The organism is Morganella sp. HMSC11D09 (assembly GCF_001807955.1).
Taxonomy (GTDB): Bacteria; Pseudomonadota; Gammaproteobacteria; order Enterobacterales; family Enterobacteriaceae; genus Morganella; species Morganella morganii.
The window spans coordinates 31,999-53,176 of the sequence record NZ_KV791693.1 but is presented as its reverse complement, the minus strand read 5'-3'; the positions used below and the strand labels follow the sequence as shown (position 1 = coordinate 53,176).

General features: G+C 51.1%; 16 protein-coding genes. 4 read left to right on the top strand and 12 right to left on the bottom strand.

What is annotated here, in order from left to right:
- Positions 1-78: 78 nt before the first annotated feature.
- Positions 79-4,053: a trifunctional transcriptional regulator/proline dehydrogenase/L-glutamate gamma-semialdehyde dehydrogenase gene (putA, locus tag HMPREF3119_RS11305; RefSeq protein ID WP_070579755.1), complete on the bottom strand. Its 3,975-nt coding sequence runs from the start codon at positions 4,051-4,053 to the stop codon at positions 79-81.
- A gap of 527 nt (positions 4,054-4,580) precedes the next feature.
- On the opposite strand from putA, the gene putP reads away from it, so the two are divergent.
- Positions 4,581-6,068 (top strand): sodium/proline symporter PutP, encoded by a 1,488-nt coding sequence (putP, locus tag HMPREF3119_RS11300; RefSeq protein ID WP_032098801.1) that lies wholly within the window; start codon positions 4,581-4,583, stop codon positions 6,066-6,068.
- 48 nt (positions 6,069-6,116) lie between these two features.
- Here putP and cycA read toward each other — a convergent pair whose 3' ends face one another.
- Entirely contained in the window at positions 6,117-7,514 is a 1,398-nt protein-coding gene (gene cycA / locus HMPREF3119_RS11295; protein WP_004236791.1) for a D-serine/D-alanine/glycine transporter, read from the bottom strand.
- Between the two features lie 462 nt (positions 7,515-7,976).
- Between cycA and HMPREF3119_RS11290 the strand changes: the two genes are divergently transcribed.
- Positions 7,977-8,489, top strand: coding sequence for a hypothetical protein (locus HMPREF3119_RS11290; protein ID WP_225806412.1), 513 nt, complete (start codon positions 7,977-7,979; stop codon positions 8,487-8,489).
- A gap of 241 nt (positions 8,490-8,730) precedes the next feature.
- On the opposite strand, the gene HMPREF3119_RS11285 is transcribed toward HMPREF3119_RS11290, so the two are convergent.
- Positions 8,731-9,720, bottom strand: a complete 990-nt coding sequence (locus tag HMPREF3119_RS11285; RefSeq protein WP_004236789.1) for a glycosyltransferase family 2 protein — start codon at positions 9,718-9,720, stop codon at positions 8,731-8,733.
- Between the two features lie 208 nt (positions 9,721-9,928).
- Positions 9,929-11,473 (bottom strand): phosphoethanolamine transferase, encoded by a 1,545-nt coding sequence (locus HMPREF3119_RS11280; protein WP_070579778.1) that lies wholly within the window; start codon positions 11,471-11,473, stop codon positions 9,929-9,931.
- Between the two features lie 382 nt (positions 11,474-11,855).
- On the opposite strand from HMPREF3119_RS11280, the gene HMPREF3119_RS11275 reads away from it, so the two are divergent.
- Positions 11,856-12,269 carry a putative signal transducing protein gene (locus HMPREF3119_RS11275; RefSeq protein WP_070579753.1) on the top strand — a complete coding sequence of 138 codons (414 nt, stop codon included), beginning with the start codon at positions 11,856-11,858 and terminating at the stop codon, positions 12,267-12,269.
- Between the two features lie 38 nt (positions 12,270-12,307).
- Here HMPREF3119_RS11275 and HMPREF3119_RS11270 read toward each other — a convergent pair whose 3' ends face one another.
- Complete coding sequence (locus tag HMPREF3119_RS11270; protein ID WP_004240076.1) at positions 12,308-13,642, bottom strand: NCS2 family permease; 1,335 nt, start codon at positions 13,640-13,642, stop codon at positions 12,308-12,310.
- A gap of 221 nt (positions 13,643-13,863) precedes the next feature.
- Here HMPREF3119_RS11270 and adeD point away from each other — a divergent pair, with 221 nt between their 5' ends.
- On the top strand, positions 13,864-15,630 hold the full coding sequence (gene adeD, locus HMPREF3119_RS11265; RefSeq protein ID WP_070579751.1) for an adenine deaminase: 1,767 nt from the start codon (positions 13,864-13,866) through the stop codon (positions 15,628-15,630).
- A gap of 59 nt (positions 15,631-15,689) precedes the next feature.
- Here the strand turns inward: adeD and HMPREF3119_RS11260 are convergent, their stop codons facing one another.
- The 7 genes from HMPREF3119_RS11260 to HMPREF3119_RS11230 form a co-directional block, all read right to left on the bottom strand.
- A complete protein-coding gene (locus HMPREF3119_RS11260; RefSeq protein WP_070579748.1) occupies positions 15,690-16,412 on the bottom strand; it encodes an amino acid ABC transporter ATP-binding protein in 723 nt (240 codons plus the stop codon).
- Positions 16,399-17,163 (bottom strand): amino acid ABC transporter permease, encoded by a 765-nt coding sequence (locus HMPREF3119_RS11255; RefSeq protein WP_004240080.1) that lies wholly within the window; start codon positions 17,161-17,163, stop codon positions 16,399-16,401. Before HMPREF3119_RS11255 ends, HMPREF3119_RS11260 begins: the two co-directional genes overlap by 14 nt.
- A gap of 68 nt (positions 17,164-17,231) precedes the next feature.
- Positions 17,232-17,999, bottom strand: coding sequence for a basic amino acid ABC transporter substrate-binding protein (locus tag HMPREF3119_RS11250; RefSeq protein ID WP_024473826.1), 768 nt, complete (start codon positions 17,997-17,999; stop codon positions 17,232-17,234).
- Between the two features lie 206 nt (positions 18,000-18,205).
- The gene (locus HMPREF3119_RS11245; protein ID WP_032098778.1) at positions 18,206-18,790 is read right to left on the bottom strand and encodes a hypothetical protein; all 585 of its coding nucleotides are present in this window, start codon (positions 18,788-18,790) and stop codon (positions 18,206-18,208) included.
- Positions 18,790-19,716: a phosphatidate cytidylyltransferase gene (locus HMPREF3119_RS11240; RefSeq protein WP_004236776.1), complete on the bottom strand. Its 927-nt coding sequence runs from the start codon at positions 19,714-19,716 to the stop codon at positions 18,790-18,792. The genes HMPREF3119_RS11245 and HMPREF3119_RS11240 overlap by 1 nt, the downstream gene beginning before the upstream one ends.
- Positions 19,706-20,383: a lysophospholipid acyltransferase family protein gene (locus HMPREF3119_RS11235; RefSeq protein ID WP_004236775.1), complete on the bottom strand. Its 678-nt coding sequence runs from the start codon at positions 20,381-20,383 to the stop codon at positions 19,706-19,708. Before HMPREF3119_RS11235 ends, HMPREF3119_RS11240 begins: the two co-directional genes overlap by 11 nt.
- Positions 20,380-21,051, bottom strand: coding sequence for a CDP-alcohol phosphatidyltransferase family protein (locus HMPREF3119_RS11230; RefSeq protein ID WP_070579747.1), 672 nt, complete (start codon positions 21,049-21,051; stop codon positions 20,380-20,382). Before HMPREF3119_RS11230 ends, HMPREF3119_RS11235 begins: the two co-directional genes overlap by 4 nt.
- Positions 21,052-21,178: the final 127 nt, after the last annotated feature.

The following is a 21,178-nucleotide window of genomic DNA, read 5'->3' as shown; positions in this document are numbered from 1 at the left end:
TCAGACCATTTTTTATCAGTAAATGATAAAACAAAGGGAACTCTCGTTCCCTTTTTCCGTTTTAAGACTCCGTGATTATCAGCCGATAGTCATCAGACTGGCGTTTCCGCCCGCCGCTGCGGTATTCACACTGACCGCACGCTCATGCAGTAACAGCATCAGCGGGATCTGTGTATCACCGTGACTGAGCCCGGCAACCGGCACAATTTCACCGCCGCGTGCAGCCACATCCCGGTTTACTGCCTGCAGGAGGTCACTGTCACCATGGAAAATCACACCGTTAAAGACCACACCATCCGCTGACCACTCTTCTGTCAGTGTGATTTGCGCGCGGACGCTGTCCGGCAGAGTGTTATACAGTGAACGGGTATGTTCCGCCGCAGGCCAGAGCTGACGGCAGCCCGCTGCCAGTGTGGCACCCAGTTGCAGCAAAGCATCCTGTTCTGAATCATTCAGGCCGAGAATGGTTCCGCGCGGCAGCAGATAATAACTGTTGCGCTCCCCGGTCGGCCCCGGCAGCAGACGGCAGGTACCGGCCTGTGATAACTCGCCGTAACGGATAACCGCTGTCAGCACATCGTGGCGGCGCTGCGCTTCCAGCCAGCTGAGGAAAGTATCAAACGGCGCCAGTAACTGTGTCCGCAGAGTGACATCCGGCGGATTGAGATCATCCTGTTCTGCCAGAAGGCTGACCACCGAATCATCAGGCTGTTCCGCCAGCAGACGGTGGAGATAAAGCGGGCCGCCTGCCTTCGGACCGGTGCCGGAAAGCCCTTCGCCGCCGAACGGCTGAACACCGACCACCGCACCGACAATGTTGCGGTTGACATAAATATTCCCGGCTTCAATCTGTTGCGTAAGCTGTGCGATAGTTTCATCGATACGGGTATGGATACCGAATGTCAGCCCGTAACCGGCGGCATTAATTTTCTCCGCCAGTTCCGGCAGCGTGTCACGCGGGTAGCGGACCACATGCAGGACAGGGCCGAAAATTTCCCGTGTCAGTTCAGAGACATCATCCAGCTCAATCAGCGTCGGCGGGATAAAGGTGCCGTTAAGAATCGCCGGTGAGCCGGTTTCCATCCCGAAGGAGGACTGATACACCGGTCTGCCTTTACCACGCATCTGCTGAATATGCTGGCGGATACCGTTATGTGCCTCTTCATCAATCACCGGGCCGATATCGGTTGCCAGTATGTCCGGGTTGCCGAGACGACATTCCGCCATCGCGCCTTTCAGCATTTCAATGGTGCGATCGGCCACATCCTCCTGGATGCAGAGCAGACGCAGCGCTGAACAGCGTTGACCCGCACTGTCAAAAGCGGAACTGACCACATCGGTGACCACTTGTTCTGTCAGGGCGGAGGAATCCACGACCATCGCATTCAGGCCGCCGGTTTCGGCGATCAGCGGGATCACACGGCCTTCGGTACTGAGACGGGCGGCCAGATTGCGCTGTAAAATCTTCGCGACCGCGGTGGAGCCGGTAAACATCACGCCCTGAACACGCGGATCACACACCAGCTGGTTACCGACGGTTTCGCCGTCACCCGGCAGCAGTTGCAGCACCTCACGCGGGACACCGGCGTCATGGAGCAGTGAAACGGCAACAGCTGCCACCAGCGGAGTCTGCTCTGCCGGTTTCGCCAGTACCGGGTTTCCGGCGGCGAGGGCAGCGGCTACCTGACCGGTGAAAATTGCCAGCGGGAAGTTCCACGGGCTGATACAGACCACCGGCCCCAGCGGACGGTGCGTATCACCGGCAAAGTGAGTTTTCACCTGAGAGGCGTAATAGTTGAGAAAATCAACGGCTTCACGGACCTCGGCAATCGCGTTGGCAAAGGTCTTACCGGCTTCCCGCACCAGGATCCCGAGCAGCGGCTGCAACTGCTCCTCCATCAGCTGTGCGGCGCGGATAAGGATGTCCGCCCGTTCCTGTGCCGGTGTGGCGAACCAGATCTCCGCTGCACCGGAGGCGGTGGCAAGGGCATGATCCACTTCATCTTCAGTGGCCGGACGAACGTGACCGACAATATCATGATGATTCGCCGGGTTTCTGACCGGCTGCGGCTCTGCCGGTGCGGACGGTGTAAATGTTCCGCCGGTCAGTGGTTCACTGAGCAGATTGTCCCCGGCGTGGCTGAGCAGGGCACTCGACAGTGACGCCAGACGATGCTCGTTACTCAGATCCAGACCGGCGGCATTGACCCGCGTATTGCCGTACAGATTGCGCGGCAGCGGGATTTTCGGATGCGGCAGACCGACAGCACCTTCTTTGGCGGCCATTGCCTGAACTGCCGCAACCGGGTCTTCCACCAGCATCTCCAGCGGAATAGTGCCGTCGGCGATCCGGTTGACAAAGGAGGTATTCGCGCCGTTTTCCAGCAGGCGGCGGACCAGGTAAGCCAGCAGCGTTTCATGAGTGCCGACCGGTGCATACACACGGCACGGCCGGTTCAGCTTGCCGTCCGCCACTTTGCCGACCACCTGCTCATACAGCGGTTCACCCATGCCGTGCAGGCACTGGAACTCATACTGGCCGGGATAATAGTTATTGCCCGCCAGCTGATAAATCGCGGATAAGGTGTGGGCGTTGTGGGTGGCGAACTGCGGATAAATCAGATTCGGTACTGACAGCAGTTTACGGGCACAGGCGAGGTAAGAGATATCCGTATAAACCTTACGGGTATAGACCGGATAACCCTCCAGCCCGTCCACCTGGGCGCGTTTGACTTCGCTGTCCCAGTAAGCGCCTTTCACCAGACGGATCATCAGACGGCGCTGACTACGCGATGCCAGGTCAATCAGATAATCCACCACGACCGGGCAGCGCTTCTGATAAGCCTGGATAACAAAACCGATGCCGTTCCAGCCCGCCAGCTGCGGATCAAAACAGAGTTTTTCCAGTAAATCGAGGGAGATTTCCAGACGGTCAGCTTCTTCCGCATCAATATTGATACCGATATCATACTGACGCGCCATCACCACCAGATCGCGCAGGATCGGATAAAGTTCGGACATTACACGGTCATACTGCGCGCGGCTGTAGCGCGGGTGCAGGGCGGAGAGTTTGATGGAGATACCCGGCCCTTCATAAATACCGCGTCCGGCGGAGGCTTTGCCGATGGCGTGGATAGCCTGCTGATAAGAGACCAGATAGGCCTGTGCATCTGCGGCTGTCAGTGCGGCCTCGCCCAGCATATCGTATGAATAGCGGAAGCCTTTGGCTTCATTTTTGCGGGCGTTTGCCAGCGCACGGGCGATGGTTTCACCGGTAACAAACTGTTCGCCCATCAGGCGCATTGCCATATCCACGCCTTTGCGTACCAGCGGTTCACCGCTTTTGCCGAGGATGCGGTTCAGTGAGCGGCTCAGTCCCGCTTCATTATGCGTGGCAACCAGTTTTCCGGTGAACAGCAGCCCCCAGGTGGCGGCATTGACAAACATGGATTTGCTCTGGCCGAGATGAGAATTCCAGTCACCGTGGCTGATTTTATCGCGGATCAGCACATCACGGGTGGCTTTATCCGGAATACGCAGCAGTGCTTCCGCCAGGCACATCAGCGCGATCCCCTCCTGGGAGGAGAGGGAGAATTCCTGAAGCAGTCCCTGTACCAGCCCGGCGCGTCCGCTGCTGTTTTTCTGATTACGCAGCTTTTCTGCCAGACCGTAAGCCAGTTTATGGGTGGCCTGTGCGGCATCCGGGGAGAGTTGCGCCTGCGGCAGCAGCATAGCGACCGCTTCCGGCTCCGGAATGCGGTATGCGGATGTGATAGCTGCGCGGGTCACGGATTGCGGCAGGATATCACCGGCAAACTCCAGAAACGGCTGGCAGCTGACCGGCGGCTCAGCCGGTGCGGTGTCATCTTCCTGTGCGGAAGGTGTTCCTGCAGCAGGCAGTGTGCCGTCCGGCAGAGAATCGAGCTGAGCCAGGTAATCAAAAATAGCCTGTCTGATCAGCCAGTGCGGCGTGCGGTCAATTTTTTGCGCTGCGGCTTTGATCCGCTCACGGGTTTCATCATCCAGTCTGACGCCCATTGTGGTACTCACCATGTTCACTCCTCATAAACGGCAACAGGTCATGCGTTGCACATTAATATCTATGAGGTTGCAACTTTGTGCAACATTGTTAAATAAAGAGATGTGCAAAGTGTGAATAATGTCGCTGTTTTATACTGATCTGAGAAAACGATTAAGAAATAAACCGTATTGGTTAAAATAAAATCATTATATAACAATAGTATATTGCTGGTTTTAAGGCGTATAATGATTAAATCAGGTGATTAACCGCATCACTTTCTGATGACATATCCCGTGATAAAAATCACAAATCTTCACTTTAGTATCGTTAATTAATTGTTGTTTTATTGTTATTGTCGTTACTATCGGGCTGAACACAACTCATCACAGATTTAACAAATAATGATAATTGACGGGGCATTGTCTGTGCAGACCAGGGATGGCTGAGGCGATGTGCAACACAGTAACACCGGTGTGACGCGCATCCTGTACAGCGATTGGTACACGCAATGCTGATACGTGACGGACTATAAATTCAGTACAGGAACTTAATTATGACAATGACGCTGACCACACCGCTGATTGTGACATTTATTGTCTATATCGCCGGGATGCTGTTCATCGGCTATATGGCCTACCGCTCCACCAATAACTTCGACGACTATATTCTCGGCGGCCGCCGGATGGGCAGTTTTGTGACTGCATTATCCGCCGGTGCATCCGACATGAGCGGCTGGCTGCTGATGGGATTACCGGGTGTGGTTTTCTTCTCCGGTATTTCCGAATCCTGGATTGCCATCGGTCTGTGTATCGGTGCCTGGCTTAACTGGCGGATTGTTGCCGGTCGTCTGCGCCTTCAGACGGAAGTCAACCATGCGCTGACGCTGCCGGATTACTTTACGCAGCGTTTTGAGGATAAAAGCCGTGTTCTGCGGATTGTCTCTGCAGCCGTGATCCTGATTTTCTTCACCATTTACTGTGCTTCCGGCATCGTGGCCGGTGGTCTGCTGTTTGAAAGCACCTTCGGTATCAGTTATGAAAAAGCCATGTGGCTCGGGGCAGGGGCAACTATTGCCTATACCTTCCTCGGCGGGTTCCTGGCGGTAAGCTGGACAGATACCGTGCAGGCGACACTGATGATTTTCGCCCTGATCCTGACACCGGTTATGGTGATTGTGTCTGTCGGCGGGTTTGATACTGCACTGGCAATTATCGAAGCAAAAAGCCCGGCGTATGTGGATATGTTCCGCGGGCTGGATATTGTCGCGATTATCTCCCTGCTGGGCTGGGGACTGGGCTATTTCGGGCAGCCGCATATCCTGGCGCGCTTTATGGCGGCGGATTCTCATCACACCATCCGCAGTGCACGCCGTATCAGTATGACCTGGATGATCCTCTGCCTTGCGGGAACCATTTGTGTCGGTTTCTTCGGTATTGCCTTCTTCCAGCAGAACCCGGAACTGGCGGGCTCGGTGACTGAAAACCGCGAGCGGATTTTCATGAGCCTGACTTCTATCTTATTTAATCCGTGGATTGCCGGTATTCTGCTCTCTGCCATCCTGGCAGCGGTCATGAGTACCCTGAGCTGTCAGCTGCTGGTCAGTGCCAGTGCCCTGACGGAAGATATCTACAAACCGTTTTTCCGTAAGAATGCCTCACAGAAAGAGATGGTGCTGGTCGGGCGCATTATGGTGCTGGTGATTGCGGCGATCGCTATTTACATTGCGATGGATAAAAATAACAAAGTGCTGGGGCTGGTCAGTAACGCATGGGCCGGGTTCGGCGCAGCATTCGGGCCGGTTATCCTGTTCTCTGTTATCTGGAAGCGGATGACCCGTAACGGCGCACTGGCGGGGATGTTTACCGGCGCGGTGACGGTTCTTATCTGGATAGAATATAAGTGGTTTAATTTATATGAAATTATCCCGGGCTTTATTCTGGCCGGTATTGCTATTGTGGTGGTCAGCCTGGCAGGCCGTGAGCCGGACAAATCAGTTCAGGGACGTTTCGCTGAGGCGGAAGACCGTTACCTCGGACGGACTGAGTAACAGAGTATAAAAACAAAAATCCCGGCGTTGCCGGGATTTTTTTGTCCGCTACTTTTGTGTTTCCGCAAGGCGGTGCTTTCTGACATTCCGGTAACCGACTGCCAGCAGGATAAACCATAACGGCGTGGCAAGCAGTGCCTGACGGGTATCACTCTCCAGTGTCAGCAATACAATTACAAAGACAAAGAAGGACAGACACACCCACGGGATCCAGCTGCCGAACGGTACTTTATAGACTGATGCGGCATGCAGCTCCGGACGACGGCGGCGGAACATAATGTAGCTGTACAGGATCATGCTCCAGATAAACATAAACAGGATAGCGGATACTGTTGTTACCAGAGTAAACACATGCATCACATCAGGGATAAAGTAGAGCAGAATCACCCCGACAGACAAACAGATGCAGGTGAAAATCAGTCCGGTGGCCGGTACTGCCTGTTTTGACAGACGGCAGAATTGTTTTGGTGCGCTGCCTTGTTTGGCTAACCCGAACAGCATCCGGCTGGTGGAAAACACACCGCTGTTTGCGGAGGATGCGGCGGCTGTCAGCACCACAAAGTTCACCAGGCTCGCTGCCGCCGGAACGCCGATCATAACAAACAGTTCCACAAACGGGCTTTTATCTGCCGGAATGGAGCGCCACGGCGTGACAGACATAATAATAATCAGCGCCAGCACATAAAATGCAATAATCCGGAACGGAATAGCATTAATGGCACGCGGCAGGGATTTCACCGGGTCACGGGTTTCCGCTGCGGCAGTACCCACCAGTTCGATACCGACAAAGGCAAAAATGGCTATCTGGAACCCGGCAAAGAATCCGATTATCCCTTTCGGGAACATGCCTCCGTCGGACCAGATATTGGATAACGCCGCCTCATGCCCTTCCGGTGAAACAAAATGTGTGCCGATAAGAATGCCGCCGATAATAATCAGCGCGACAATTGCGACAATTTTTATCATGGAAAACCAGAATTCCATCTCGCCGAATAATTTAACCGTTGCCAGGTTCAGGGACAGTAACAGTAAAATACAGAGCAGCGAGCTGACCCAGCGCGGAAAATCAGGTGCCCAGTGCATGATATAGCCGGTAATGGCCACCACATCGGCAATACCGGTTATTACCCAGCAGAACCAGTATGTCCAGCCGACAAAAAAACCGGCCCACGGGCCAATCAGGTCACCGGCAAAATCACTGAACGATTTATAATTCAGGTTTGACAGCAGGATCTCGCCCATTGCCCGCATGACAAAGAATAAGACAAACCCGATGATCATATAGACAAATAATACCGAAGGGCCTGCCAGTGAAATCGTTTTACCGGAGCCCATAAATAACCCGGTGCCGATTGCTCCGCTGATGGAAATCAGCTGAATATGCCGGTTGGTTAAACTGCGTTTGAGTTCGCCGCGTGGCGGCGTGGCAGGCGTTTTTTCGTCCATAAACAAATCCGTTAAGCTAAAAAATAACCATTATTTTTATTCATTCAAAAATGGTGCTGTAAGCGAATAGTGTGACACATTTCTCAGAATGAGTAACGAGAAATTTTCCGTTAAATTCATGGGGTTGGTGTGTGACATAGCCTGCAGGCTATTGTTTCGCATTAGTTTTTTTATGGGTGAAAATAATGTCACGCTGGTTTACGAAACATCAGAAAAGGGCATTTTTTGCAGTAACATTAATAAGAAAACCCAAACCGGCGGTAACGGGTCAGAATAGTATATTTTGGGGATTTTCCGGTTATACTGGTGATATATTTCAGGGGTGTTTTTTATTGCGGAATGGTATTTATGGACAAAAAAACACAGGGAATGACGATGAATTACCAGGTTGTCCCTTTTTGGATCTATTCAGGAAGAGTTGCCTTTTTTATATTACTCGCGGTGCTTACCGGTTTTTGGGGCATGAATGCATTTCTGCTTTATTTGTTATTTCACGGAATTGTCTGGCAGTTGGTGGTTTCTCTCCGGTTACATACATTAAAAGAGAAGGGGCTGGTTTCCCGCAGCCATGATATCAGCCACTGGATAGTGTATGTTTACAGCATACCGGTGAAAGAAGAGCGGGCGATTTTAAAAAATCCGTGTTTTGCACTTGAACAAAATATGAAGGATTTTTTCTTCCGCCTGCTGTTACTGAAAGGTATCACTCAACTGGGTTTTATTGTGCTGTTACTGATTCAGTATATCCGGACAGATACGGATATCGTCAGCCTGACCACCCTGTTTGCGGGATTATCCGCCATTATTATAGCCGTCATGCTTTACCGGACAGGATTGCTTATCCGTGCATTATCAGCCAATGCGTTTTATACGGAAAAACTGCAGTCAGAAAGTGGTTCTCTCTGGTATCAGCTCTGTTTTATTTCACATGGCTCAGTGAAAATGGCAGGGCTGGATAAATTACTGGCAATATAAAACGATCCCCGCAGTGCATATTATCTGCGGGGAATTTTCCGGACTGGTATTATTCAGATGGCGGAATCGCAGGTTATTTTTTGGCAATCGCCTTATCAGCGCGCGGCTCGACGGTAATGAAATGCTCAACCTAAAAAGATTTTTACGGATTAATCTGACAGGGGCTGTCATAACAGGTTCATGCAGGATAACAGGGAATGTTCAGATAACATTATAATCTGACACTCCCTGTTATATATACCTAACCGGCAGGGATGATGTTTTTTTTCTTTGTCAGAAATTTACGTGCTATACGCCACACGAAAATATTACCGGATAATACAATATTCAGACGGAATTTGTTTTTTCCCGGTTTTCTGATTAATGTAAAATCAGATTTATGGTAGCTGAAGTCTTTGATATAAGACTTTAAATCCGGGTAAAGACCGGTAGCCAGCATGTTCCACATAAACTGAATCTGCAGGCTTAATACTTTAGCGCGGACTTTACTGAAAACGGATGATTTATCCGGTTTATTATACGTCTCAGCGATGTAAGAAAGAATTTTTTTCCAGGCATCCAGGTCACTGATGTAATCCGCCTTCTTCCATTTTTTATTCATCAGTGATTCACTGTGATAAATATAATTGTATAAATACTCTTTAATATAGGAAAAGGCGCCTTTGTTCAGACATTCAAGGATAAATAAAACATCTTCACCCACAACCATGGATGAATCAAAAAATAAATTATTCTTATCCAGAAACTCTTTTTTCAGCATTAAACAGCAGATATCAAAATAATCAAAGTTCAGAAAGTCGGTAATAACGGTATCTGTGTTGTCATAGCATACTGACTGTGTAATATGGCCGTCGGAATGTATTTTTCTGAATAAACAGTAGGCGAAATCCCGGTCATCCTGTGTGACTTTACTCACCAGTGTCCGGATAAAGTCCGGTTCATAAGTGTCATCGCTGTCCAGAAAGCAGATATAGCATCCGGAGGCCGCTTTAATACCTTCATTACGTGCGGATGAAACGCCGCCGTTCTGTTTCCGGATATACCGGATGTGATCGTGGCTGCTCATATACTCCCGGCAGACGGCGGCGGTATTATCTGACGAACCATCATCAATAATGACTATTTCGACCGACGGCCAGGTCTGTTTTATCACACTGTCCAGAGCGCGGCCGATGAATTTTTCAGCATTGTATGCCGGAATGATGACCGAGACTAAAGCGTTGCTGCTCATATAATCGACTCTTAGCATATTGCTGGTTATTCAGTCACAGGATTTTTATATGTCTGATACTGATGTAAAAATGACGCCTGCAACGAAATAAACCATTTCCGTTCTGTCCTGTCAATCTTTAATGGCGGGGACAGCATACCGGAAGTGACAGACCGGTATACTGCGTCCGGTTTGCCCGGCATTTTATAACTGAACAGTATGCGGCTGCTTACTTATTCTTGTTGAAATAAGATGAAAACGGAATCGCATAACCGTCAGTTGAAAGGATCCGATCATGCTGTTTATCCGGTTCCGCAATCGACTGGTCTAATGAATAACCAAGCAGTTCAGATAAAATATATTTGTTCATTAATCCGCTGATCCAGCCATCCTGATTGCGGTATTTTTCAATAAATTCACAGCCATAAGACGGATTCCCTGATTTATATAAAAACGGAATCAGGAATTGATCCGCGCCTTTGGAAAAACCGTGGCCTTTACCGACAATTTCTCCGTGATCGGAGGTGTAGATGAAAATATAGTCATCGGTTACTGATTCAACTTCATCATAAAGACGGCCAATCACATTATCGGTGTGACGAATGGTCAGATCATAGTCACTGGCGTCATTCAGCTGCTGCTTTTCTGTTTCTGTATAATTTGTATAAGGCATGTGGTTGCCCCATAAATGCAGAATAATAAATTTGTATTCATCAGGCTCGGCCAGCGCCTGCTTTAATAACTCAGGCAGTTTCATGTCATTGTTTTCTTCCACAATAACAGTATTATTCCGCCGGGCAAGATAGCCATATTTTGAACCGTTAACGCCGACCAGAGACTGAGCGCCCAGCCAGTAAGTTTTGTATCCCTGATCCTGTGCTATTTCAATAACCGATTTCTGACGGAATAAATTTTCTTCGCTTTCCGGTGTGTAAAATGAAAGTGACAATGAAATGGAATCCCGTGTTATCGGGGAGGATGAATGCACTTTGTCTGTCACGCAGGCCTTGTCACCCTGAAAAATGCGTTCCATTTCCGGTGTTGTTTCTTTGGAATACCCGTAGATATGATATCTGGACGGAGATGATGATTCTCCGATGATAAAGATGATGAGTTTATTCTGTGGTTTTCCGGCAGACGCCAGCACCCGGTTTGGTTTCCGGTCAGGATAATTCTCCGTATACTTGTCATGGCTGAGAGCAACGGAGGAAACATACATAATATTTCCGGCGACAACAGGAAATTTCTCGCGGAGATACGTCCCCAGTTCATAAGGGTCTTCGCTGAAATTAATGGATAAATTACGGTATTCCGGGATGACTTCACGGAGCAGGGAAATCATCAGAAAGCCGAAAATGAACACCGGTGATAATGTAAACCAGCGGGGAAGGCGGAGTCTTTTTCTCCGGAAGCAGATAAAAATTAATACGCTTATGCACAGGGCAGGCAATATGATGGAATATAAATAGTGCCCCAGCATCAGTGTTGCTTCAGAATTATTTGTTTCCAGTGCTGAATCGAGAACACCGGCAGAAATTCGTTCGTGGAATTCGGTGAAATAACCGACTTCCAGTGAAAAAATCAGTGTAATAATAAATCCTGCAACGGCAGGCAGCCAGTGTTTACAGTTCAGAAGAATAATGGTGCATAAAACCAAAAACAGGGTGGCTAAATGCGGGCCGGTTGAATCACGCTGATACAAGAATGTATTGGTGAGATAACTCAACAGTATGGCAGCGACAAATAACAGCGGGTATTTATATTTTTTCAGCATCAGGTCAAAGATCAATATTCGGAATAGGATTAAGTTTTTTCAGCACTAAATGCTAAAGGATATTTGGCGGGAATACAATGGCTGTAAGAATAGTGTTCTTCATATTTTATTAATCAAATAATTCATTATTAAAATCTTCCATAAGAAATTTATGTTGTCAGTATCATAAAGGGAAGTTATTGATGTTTTTTTATATCACCCGGCTGGATTAGAACAGTTTAAAGTGTTATAGCGAAACTGGTCATTAAACTTATTCCTGCTGCAAAAAGGCTAAATTCAGGTTGTTTTCCCGGAAATTATCGCCGATCCTTTCTGCTATTACGCACTGACGCCGGCCGGAATACGGGCTATTCAGTCAGGGCAGCCAACCGAAGGAGGTATTATGTGGAATATACACCCGACACGCAGTCGCTATGCATTACTGGCTCAGTATCTGTCGCCGCTGGATGCCAGGATTGAAGCCGGATTGCTGGAATCCGAAGGGATTGAGGTAATGCTGCTGGATGAAAATATTGTCTGGAATAACCAGATGTATGCTCAGGCTGTCGGCGGTGTGAAGTTGCTGGTTAATCAGGATGAGTTAACCAGAGCACAGGAGATTCTGGCGGATTATCATCACGGGGATTTCGGGATTAATGAGGAAGGGGAACCGGCGGCGGCTGAGCAGGAACCGGTGACTGAAAACAGTAAAGAAGATTATGTCAATATAGGGTTTGTGTTTCTTATTTTCCTGACGCTCGGCCTGGCTATTCCGTTTAAGGCGCTGCATCATCGCCTGAAAGAGAAAACAAAATAATGCCCGGATGACCGGAAACCCGCCATCCGGCAGAAACATCAGTGGTCGACAAACACAAACTTCAGCACAAACAGCAGGGCAACCAGAATCACACACGGATTCAGCTCTTTCCAGCGCCCGGTCCCCAGCTTCATCACAGAGTAAGAGATAAAACCAAGCGCAATACCGTCTGTGATGGAGAAACTGAACGGCATCATAATCGCGGTGATAAAGGCAGGTACCGCGTCAGTCAGGTCATTCCAGTTTACCCGTGCCAGGCTCGACGTCATCAGCACCCCGACATAAATCAGCGCACCGGCAACCGCATAGGCTGGCACCATTCCGGCCAGCGGGGAGAGAAAAATCACCAGCAGGAACAGGATCCCGACCACCACGGCGGTAAGCCCGGTCCGGCCGCCGACAGAAACCCCTGAGGTACTTTCAATATACGCGGTGACAGATGATGTGCCGATAAACCCGCCGATCACGGAGCTGACACTGTCCACATACAAGGCTTTCTGCATATTCGGGAATTTACCGTCTTTATCTGCCAGTCCGGCTTTATCGGTTACCCCGATAAGGGTACCCGATGAGTCAAACAGGTTAACCAGCATAAACGAGAAAATAATCCCTGACAGCCCGATATTAAAGGCACCGGCCACATCCACTTTACCCAGCACGCTGGTAACATCCGGCGGCATGGAGAAAATACCGTTATAGGTGACATCCCCCAGCCACCAGCCAATCAGTGTGGTAACCACAATGGAGATCAGCACAGCTGCGTGAATACGGCGGGAGGCCAGAATCGTGATAATAAAAAAGCCCAGTGCGCCGAGCCAGACGGAGTGGGCGGTCAGATCCCCCATGGAGACCAGCGTGGCAGGATTCGCCACAACCAGGCCGATATTTTTCAGCCCCATCATAGCGATAAACAGCCCGATACCACTGGTGATCCCCACCCGCAGACTCAGCGGGATATTGGCTATCATCCAGTAGCGGATGCGGAAGACCGTCAGCAGCAGCATGCCGAGTGCACCCCAGAAGATAGCCCCCATCCCTATTTGCCAGGAGTAACCCATGGCGCTGACCACACCGAAAGCAAAAAAGGCGTTCAGCCCCATTGCCGGTGCCAGTGCGACCGGCAGATTTGCCAGACAACCCATCAGAATACAGCCAAATGCCGCAATCAGACAGGTGGTGACGAAGACAGCCTGTGTATCCATCCCGGCAGCGCCGAGGATTTGCGGGTTAACAAAAATGATATACACCATGGTAAGAAAGGTGGTTATACCGGCGATAACTTCGGTTCGTGCCGTGGTACCGTGTGCCTGTAAACGGAATAAACGTCCCAGTACACCTGTTTCCCGGATGGTTTCCGGTGTTTGACTATCCATTTTATGCTCCTGTCTCCCGGGGAAAAGATAACTGGTCTGATAAATGCATAATCAATGCCAGCATCGTAATGACATTCCGTGAGAAACCGTAATCATCCGGTTGTGTCGCAATAATTTGTAACAATTGCGGCGGGGATCACCTTTATTCCGGTACACCTCACAGGACAGAGAGAACACCGCGAATTCGCATTATCAATGTGAGAGAAAAACAGGGGACAGTGATGAACAGTGAGAAAAATAAGCGCACCTGCACGCGCAGCCGCGAAGAAATGACAACACTCCTCGCCGTGGCCCGCAGTGAGGCACCGGCGGATTATCGTATTGATAATGTCCGGATTCTGGATCTGATTAACGGTGGTGAATTTCCGGGCCCGGTAGTGATAAGCGGAAATGCCATTGCCGGTGTCGGTACGGTGTATAAGGATGCACCGGCGCATCAGGTCATCGACGGTAAAAATGCGGTGGTCGTACCCGGATTTATTGACGCACATCTGCATATTGAATCCGGCATGATGACCCCGGTCACCTTTGAGAGTGCCACGCTGCCGCTGGGAGTCACGACCATTGTGAGTGATCCGCATGAAATCGTGAACGTCATGGGCGAAGAGGGAATTGAATGGTTTCTGCGCTGCGCGGAACAGGCACAGCAGAATCAGTTTGTTCAGGTGAGTTCCTGTGTACCGGCATTACCGGGCAGTGATGTGAACGGCGCGGATTTCCCGCTGACAGAGATGCTGAAATACAAGGATCATTCCCATGTGCTGGGACTGGCGGAGATGATGAATTTCCCGGCGGTGATTGCCGGTGAGGCAGAAACGCTGGATAAACTGGATGCATTCCGCGATATGACGCTGGATGGTCACTGCCCGATGGTCACCGGGAAAGATCTCAACGGCTATATTGCCGGGGGGATTGAAAACTGTCACGAATCGCACCGTTATGAGGAAGGGCTGGAAAAACTGGCACTGGGAATGGCGCTGATGATCCGCGAAGGGTCGGCGGCACGGAATCTGGATGCACTGGCACCGCTTATCACCGCGATGAGCAGCCCGCAGTGTCTGTTATGCACCGATGACCGCAATCCATGGGAAATCATTCACGAGGGGCATATGAATGCGCTGGTGTATCGTCTGATCAATCAGCATCAGATTCCGGTACATATTGCTTACCGTGTTGCCAGCTGGTCTGCCGCCCGGCATTTCGGGCTGAAAAACCTCGGGCTGGTGGCGCCGGGTAAACAGGCGGATCTGGTTCTGCTGCGGGACGAGAAAACAGTCGATATTCAGGCGGTTATGTGCGGCGGGCGCTGGGTGGATAAAGCGGCGCTGCTGCGTGAGCGGAAGGCTAAACAGGCAGCATCACGTCCGCCAATGCAGAATACTGTCCGCCGTCAGGCCGTGACAGCACAATCTCTTGCTTTTGTGCCGGTTGCCGGTCATGAGTACCGTGCTATCAGTGTGATCCCGAATGAACTGATCACCTGTGAGCAGCGGGTCAGCTGGGACGGACACCGCTATGACTGCGATAATATCTGCTCGCTTGCGGTGATTGAGCGCTATGGCCGCCAGACACCACCGGCAACCGCATTACTGCATAATTTCGGTCTGACGCGCGGGGCTCTGGCGTCAACGGTCAGCCACGACAGCCATAATATTGTTGTCGCCGGTATTGATCCGATGGATATGGCGCTGGCGGTGAATCAGCTGATTGCCGGTGGCGGCGGGATGTGTGTGGTCGCGGACGGGCGGGTGCTGAGCCATGCGACACTGCCGATTGCCGGGCTGATGAGTGATAAAACGGCGGATGAAATCGCCGCTGAAATTGAATCGCTGAAAGCAGCCTGCCGCGATTGCGGGGTGATGCTGGATGAGCCGTTTATTCAGATGGCATTCCTGTCTCTGCCGGTGATCCCGACACTGAAACTCACCAGTCTCGGGTTATATGATGTGAACAAATTTGTTTTTACGCACAGTGAGTTAACCGCATAAACAGAAAAGGACAGAGACGTTTTGTCTCTGTCCTTAGTCACTATTCACTGCAGCGAAAACTACAGCACGCGGCTGAGAAACGCGGCGGTACGCGGGTTTTGCGGGTGATTAAATATCTGCTCCGGTGTGCCGGACTCCTGGATGATCCCCTGGTCGATAAAAAAGACGCGGTCTGCCACTTCGCGGGCAAAATTCATCTCATGGGTCACAATCACCATTGTCATACCCTCATGGGCCAGCGCTTTCATCACATTCAGTACTTCACCGACCAGCTCCGGATCGAGCGCAGAAGTCGGTTCATCGAACAGCAGTACCGTCGGATCCATCGCCAGGGCACGGGCAATGGCCACGCGCTGCTGCTGACCGCCGGATAAACTCTCCGGCCAGGCATCAATTTTATCCGGCAGCCCGACTTTTTCCAGTAACCGTTCCGCTTTAAGCAGCGCATCGGCTTTTTTCAGCCCGGACACCATCAGTGGCGCCATGGTAATGTTATCCAGCACCGTCATATGCGGAAACAGATTGAAGCGCTGGAATACCATACCGGTATGTTCGCGCATTTTGTTCAGTTCTGTTTTCGGATCACACACATCGGTGCCGTTTACCACAATCTCACCGGAATCCGGGCGTTCCAGGGCATTCAGGCAGCGCAGAAAGGTACTTTTTCCGGAGCCGGACGGCCCTATCACACAGACAACTTCCTGCGGACGGATATCACAGCTGATACCGCGCAGCACATGAGTATTGCCGAATTTTTTCTGTAAATTATTAACGTGAATCACTTCTGCTCAACCTTCTTTCGGTGTATTGAACCAGCTGCGCCAGCAGGAATGTCAGCATCCAGTAAATAACGGAGATGACCAGGTACGGCTCCCAGTAAGTTGCATACGCGCCGGATACCGTCCGCGCGGCATATGCCAGGTCGGCAAGGCCGATAGCAGAGGCCAGGGAGGAATCTTTGACAATCGCGATCGCATTGTTACCCAGCGGCGGCAGAATACGACGGAAAGCCTGCGGCAGGATCACCTTACGCATGGTTTTTCCCCAGCTCATGCCCAGTGCGCGGGAGGCTTCTGTCTGACCGCGATCGACGGACTGAATCCCGGCGCGGAAAATCTCGGAAACATACGCCCCGGCATTGAGTGTGATAGCAACAATACAGGAGAGAAATGCGCCGTATTCGGAACGCAGCATTCTGGCCGTATCAGAGGTAATAATACCGCTGGTGACCATCAGGCCGTCACGCGGGTTGATAAACAGCGGCACCAGTGCGAAGTGAACCACCATGATCTGCACAAACAGCGGCGTGCCACGAAATGCACTGACATAAAACCGCACCGGATACTGCACAAAGAACAGCAGCAGCCATTTTGCCGGGCCGCGTTCGGCACGGGCTGTCCGGCCGAGGCCGAGCGTCAGTCCCCAGAGAGTCCCCAGGATGACACAGATAATGGTACATTTTATTGTCATCAGTGCCCCGTCCATAAATAACGGAGCGTATTCTTCTATAATTTCCCAGCGGAAAGCTGACATAACATCCATCCTGAAAAAACAGATCAAACCCGCCGCAGAAGCGGGTTTTTAATCAGATAAATAATGAATTACTGCGCGGGCAGGGAAGGTACGTCGTTATCGAACCATTTCTGATAGATTTTGGCGTAAGTACCGTCGGCAATAATTTTTGCCAGACCACGGTTAATTTTTTCCTGTAATTCCGTATTACCTTTAGCGACGGCAATGCCGAAATACTGTTTTTCAAAATGATTGTCGTAAATCAGTTTAAATTTCTTGTCCGGATGGGTTTTAATATAAAACTTCACCACACCGACATCACCGACCGCCGCATCCACGCCGTCTTCATATAATTCCTGTAACAGCAGCGGAGTATTATCAAAGCGTTTGATGGCGGTGCTGGTTTTGCCGAGCACATCAGAAACCACAATATCCCCGGTGCTGGAGTTCACCACACCGACATTATATTTACTCAGTTCAGATAACGCGCTGATTGGTGAATTTTCATTCACCACAATTGCCTGTTCTGCCGGGAAATACGGGGCGGAGAAATCCACCATCTGTTTGCGTTTATCGGTGATGGTAATACCGGAAATTAAAATATCGCGATCCCCGGCGGACAGTGTGGCGAAAATACCTTCCCACGGCGTGTTGATTAATTTGACGTCAAAATCTTCGGCGGCAGCAACCGCTTTGATAATATCGATATCAAACCCTTCGAGTTGTTTTTCACTGTTTTCAAATTCAAACGGGCGATAGGTACCGCCTGCACCGACCACATAGGTTTCTTTGGCCTGGCTTACCCCGGTGAATGCTAATAATGATAAACAGCCTGCAAAGACTAATTTTTTAAACATGACAACCTCATTTTTATGCGTGATTTTTAATTAAAAATACATAAATATTCATTTGATGGCAATAACTATTTAAAAATAAGCAAGGCAGCAGCAGATGATCAGCCTGCGGAACAAAGCAGGCAGAGTCTTATACGGGAAAGTGAGCAAAACAGAGCGGATGTGGCGAAACGTGCGGAGGTATACGGTTCAGAATACACCGGCTGACATTACCGGTGTGGTGCGTCACGGGTGAACCGCATCATTCCCCAGTAGCTGTTATGTGTTTTTTCTGTCATCTGCCAGCCGGATTGTTCCAGTGCAGGGCGCAGGGCGTGATTGATAATCCGGTGCGCCATGACCAGTACAGCGCCATGTTCCTGTGCATAGTCTGAGAGGATTTGTGCGGCACATTGTGCCCGTCCGCGTACCTGTGCCACAGAGGGAACAGATTTTCCGCCACCCGCCAGCCACAGCAGCCGGAATGCGGTTACCCACCACATCGGCGGCAGTTTTACCGGCATCAGCAGTGCAGGAGAGAACAGGGGAAGTACTGCTTCATGCAGTTCATCAACAATGGCGCGGGGTGTGATCCCGAGAATGGCCAGGGATGCCGTGGTACGAAACAGCGGACTGGCTACCGGGAAATAACGGGACAATTCTTCAGCGGACAGCGATAAAGGCGGAGCGGCCGGCGGGATAATTCCGCCCGCATCATATTCCGCCAGCCAGGCACAGAGGTTGCGCAGGGCCAGCGGTGTTTTTCTGTCCGGCACCGGTTCACCGTGGCGGATCAGCAGAATTTCCTGAATCATCAGGTATAAAAATATTTCAGCACATGGAAGAAAACCGGGGCTGCGAAGCAGAGGGAATCCAGTCTGTCCATCATGCCGCCGTGACCCTCAATCATGGCACCGAAATCTTTGATCCCGCTGTCCCGCTTGATGGCGGACATACACAACCCGCCCGCGAAACCGGCCAGGCAAATCAACAGTGAGAGCAGGAATGCCGCCCACGGGCTGAACGGTGTGGCCCACCACAGTGCCATACCGACACAGCTCGCACTGAGGATCCCGCCGATAAAGCCTTCAACGGTTTTGTTCGGGCTGAGTTTCGGTACAATCGGGCGTTTGCCGAACAGTTTACCGAACACATATTGCAGCACGTCAGAAATCTGAACCACGATCATCAGAAACAGCAGCAGGTTGATATTATCCGTGAAATCCGGAATCGGCAGTACCAGCAGTGCAGGAGCATAACTGAGGCAGTAAACCGCAATCATCACACTCCACTGGATTTTTGCCATGCGCTCCAGGAAGTGGCGGGTGTCGCCGGAGAGCACCATGCGGGTCGGGATAAACAGGAACGCATAGACGGGGATAAAGACCGCCAGCAGGTTATACCACTGAACACCGACCAGCACATACTGTACCGGCAGAATGATAAAGAAGCACCAGAACAGGGCACCGTGGTCGGCGCGGTGTGTCGGCGTCAGAGTGATAAGCTCACGCAGTGCCAGCAGGGACATAAAAGCAAACAGCACCACAGAGCCGATGGGCCCGATGCTGATAGCCACGGCGGCGATAATACACATCAGCCACCAGGCGCGGATACGGGCATTCAGGTTACTGATAACCGAGGTGTTTCCCTTAACCTGCTTCAGGATCAGGCCGATAACCGTTGCCACCGCCAGGAACCCGAACAGCCCGCTGAAGATCCAGAATAATTCATTATCTTTCATTATGTATTGCCTCTAACGCCTGGCGGGTCCGCACTAAAAAGTCCGCTTTGCTCTCTTCTTCCCCGGCCGGTTCAACCGGAGCGCCGAATGTGGCAGTGCAGATAATCGGCACAACCAGCCGCGAGCCTTTCGGCAGGACGCGGTTGAGGTTTTCCAGATAGACCGGCACCAGCACCGCATCCGGATTATTGCGGGATAAATGCCAGAGCCCGGCTTTGAAATCCTGAATCTTTTCACCGTCGCCGCGTGTGCCTTCCGGGAACAGAATCAGGGAATCCCCGGTATCGAGAACACTCTGCATCACATCCAGCGGATTCTCCGCCGGCGTGGTCTCCTGTTGTTCATCCTCTGTTGCCGGCTCGATTTTTTTACCGCGTGCAATCAGCACCGCACCAAAAATACGTTTGGCAATATAACGACGGAACCCGGTTTTATCCCAGTAATCCTGCGCCGCCACCGGGTGAACGCGTTTTCGCGCCGCACCGGTCAGGCAGGACCAAATCACCAGTCCGTCAAGGTGACTGGAGTGGTTGGCATAGTAAATACAGGGTTTACCTTCCGGCAGCGGGGCGTTCTGCTTTGCGCGGATCCCGGTCAGAAACCGGCATACCGACACCAGCAGCGCCGAGACAATTTTTTGATCCGGCGAAAACGTTTTACGGGTCATCCTTTATTATCCTTACGTAAATCAGCCATCAGTATGCGGGTACGGCGCACGGCGGTCCAGAGTGCGCCGAGGGTAATCACCCACAGTATGATAAGAAACAACCACTGAGCCTGATACAGCGGGAGAAAACAGGCGGCAACGGCACCGGCGGTCAGCAGCGCCATCCGGTGCTGTTTGGCCATCGGGCCGGAAAATTTCTGCGGCTGCTCACAACTGCCGCCGAGCACCCGGACATAGGCGGTCATCACTGCCATCAGCGTCGCCGCCCAGCCGAGCTGCGGGGCATAAGCGATAAAACCGGCCAGTCCGTAACCGGCACCGATGAGGATCAGGCTGTCCGAAACGCGATCCGGCAAATCGTTAAATACGGCACCAACAGGGCTGCGCAGGCCGCCTTCGACCGCCACCATACCGTCAAGCAGATTACAGATAAGCCGTCCCTGTACCATCAGTGCGGCCAGCAGAAACAGGATGATACGCAGTACGGTGAGCTCGCTGTTCAGAGCACCGTAAAAGGCGGCAGCGGCAAATAATGCACAGACTGAACTGGCGACAGAGATACCGTTAGGGGTTGCACCGCGCTGTTGCAGCAGACGGGCGGCTGAGGTCGCCCAGCGGGTCTGCCGGGCTTTAATCGGACGTCGGTCCCTGATTTCTTCTGATTCCATATCCTTTCCGTCATGTGAAAATTAATCTGTTGATAATATAAGGTTTCGTAACTTATTAATAATAGTAGTGCAGCAAAATTGCCAAATATTTCTTTACACCACGGCAGGTGAGGATAACGGTATATCT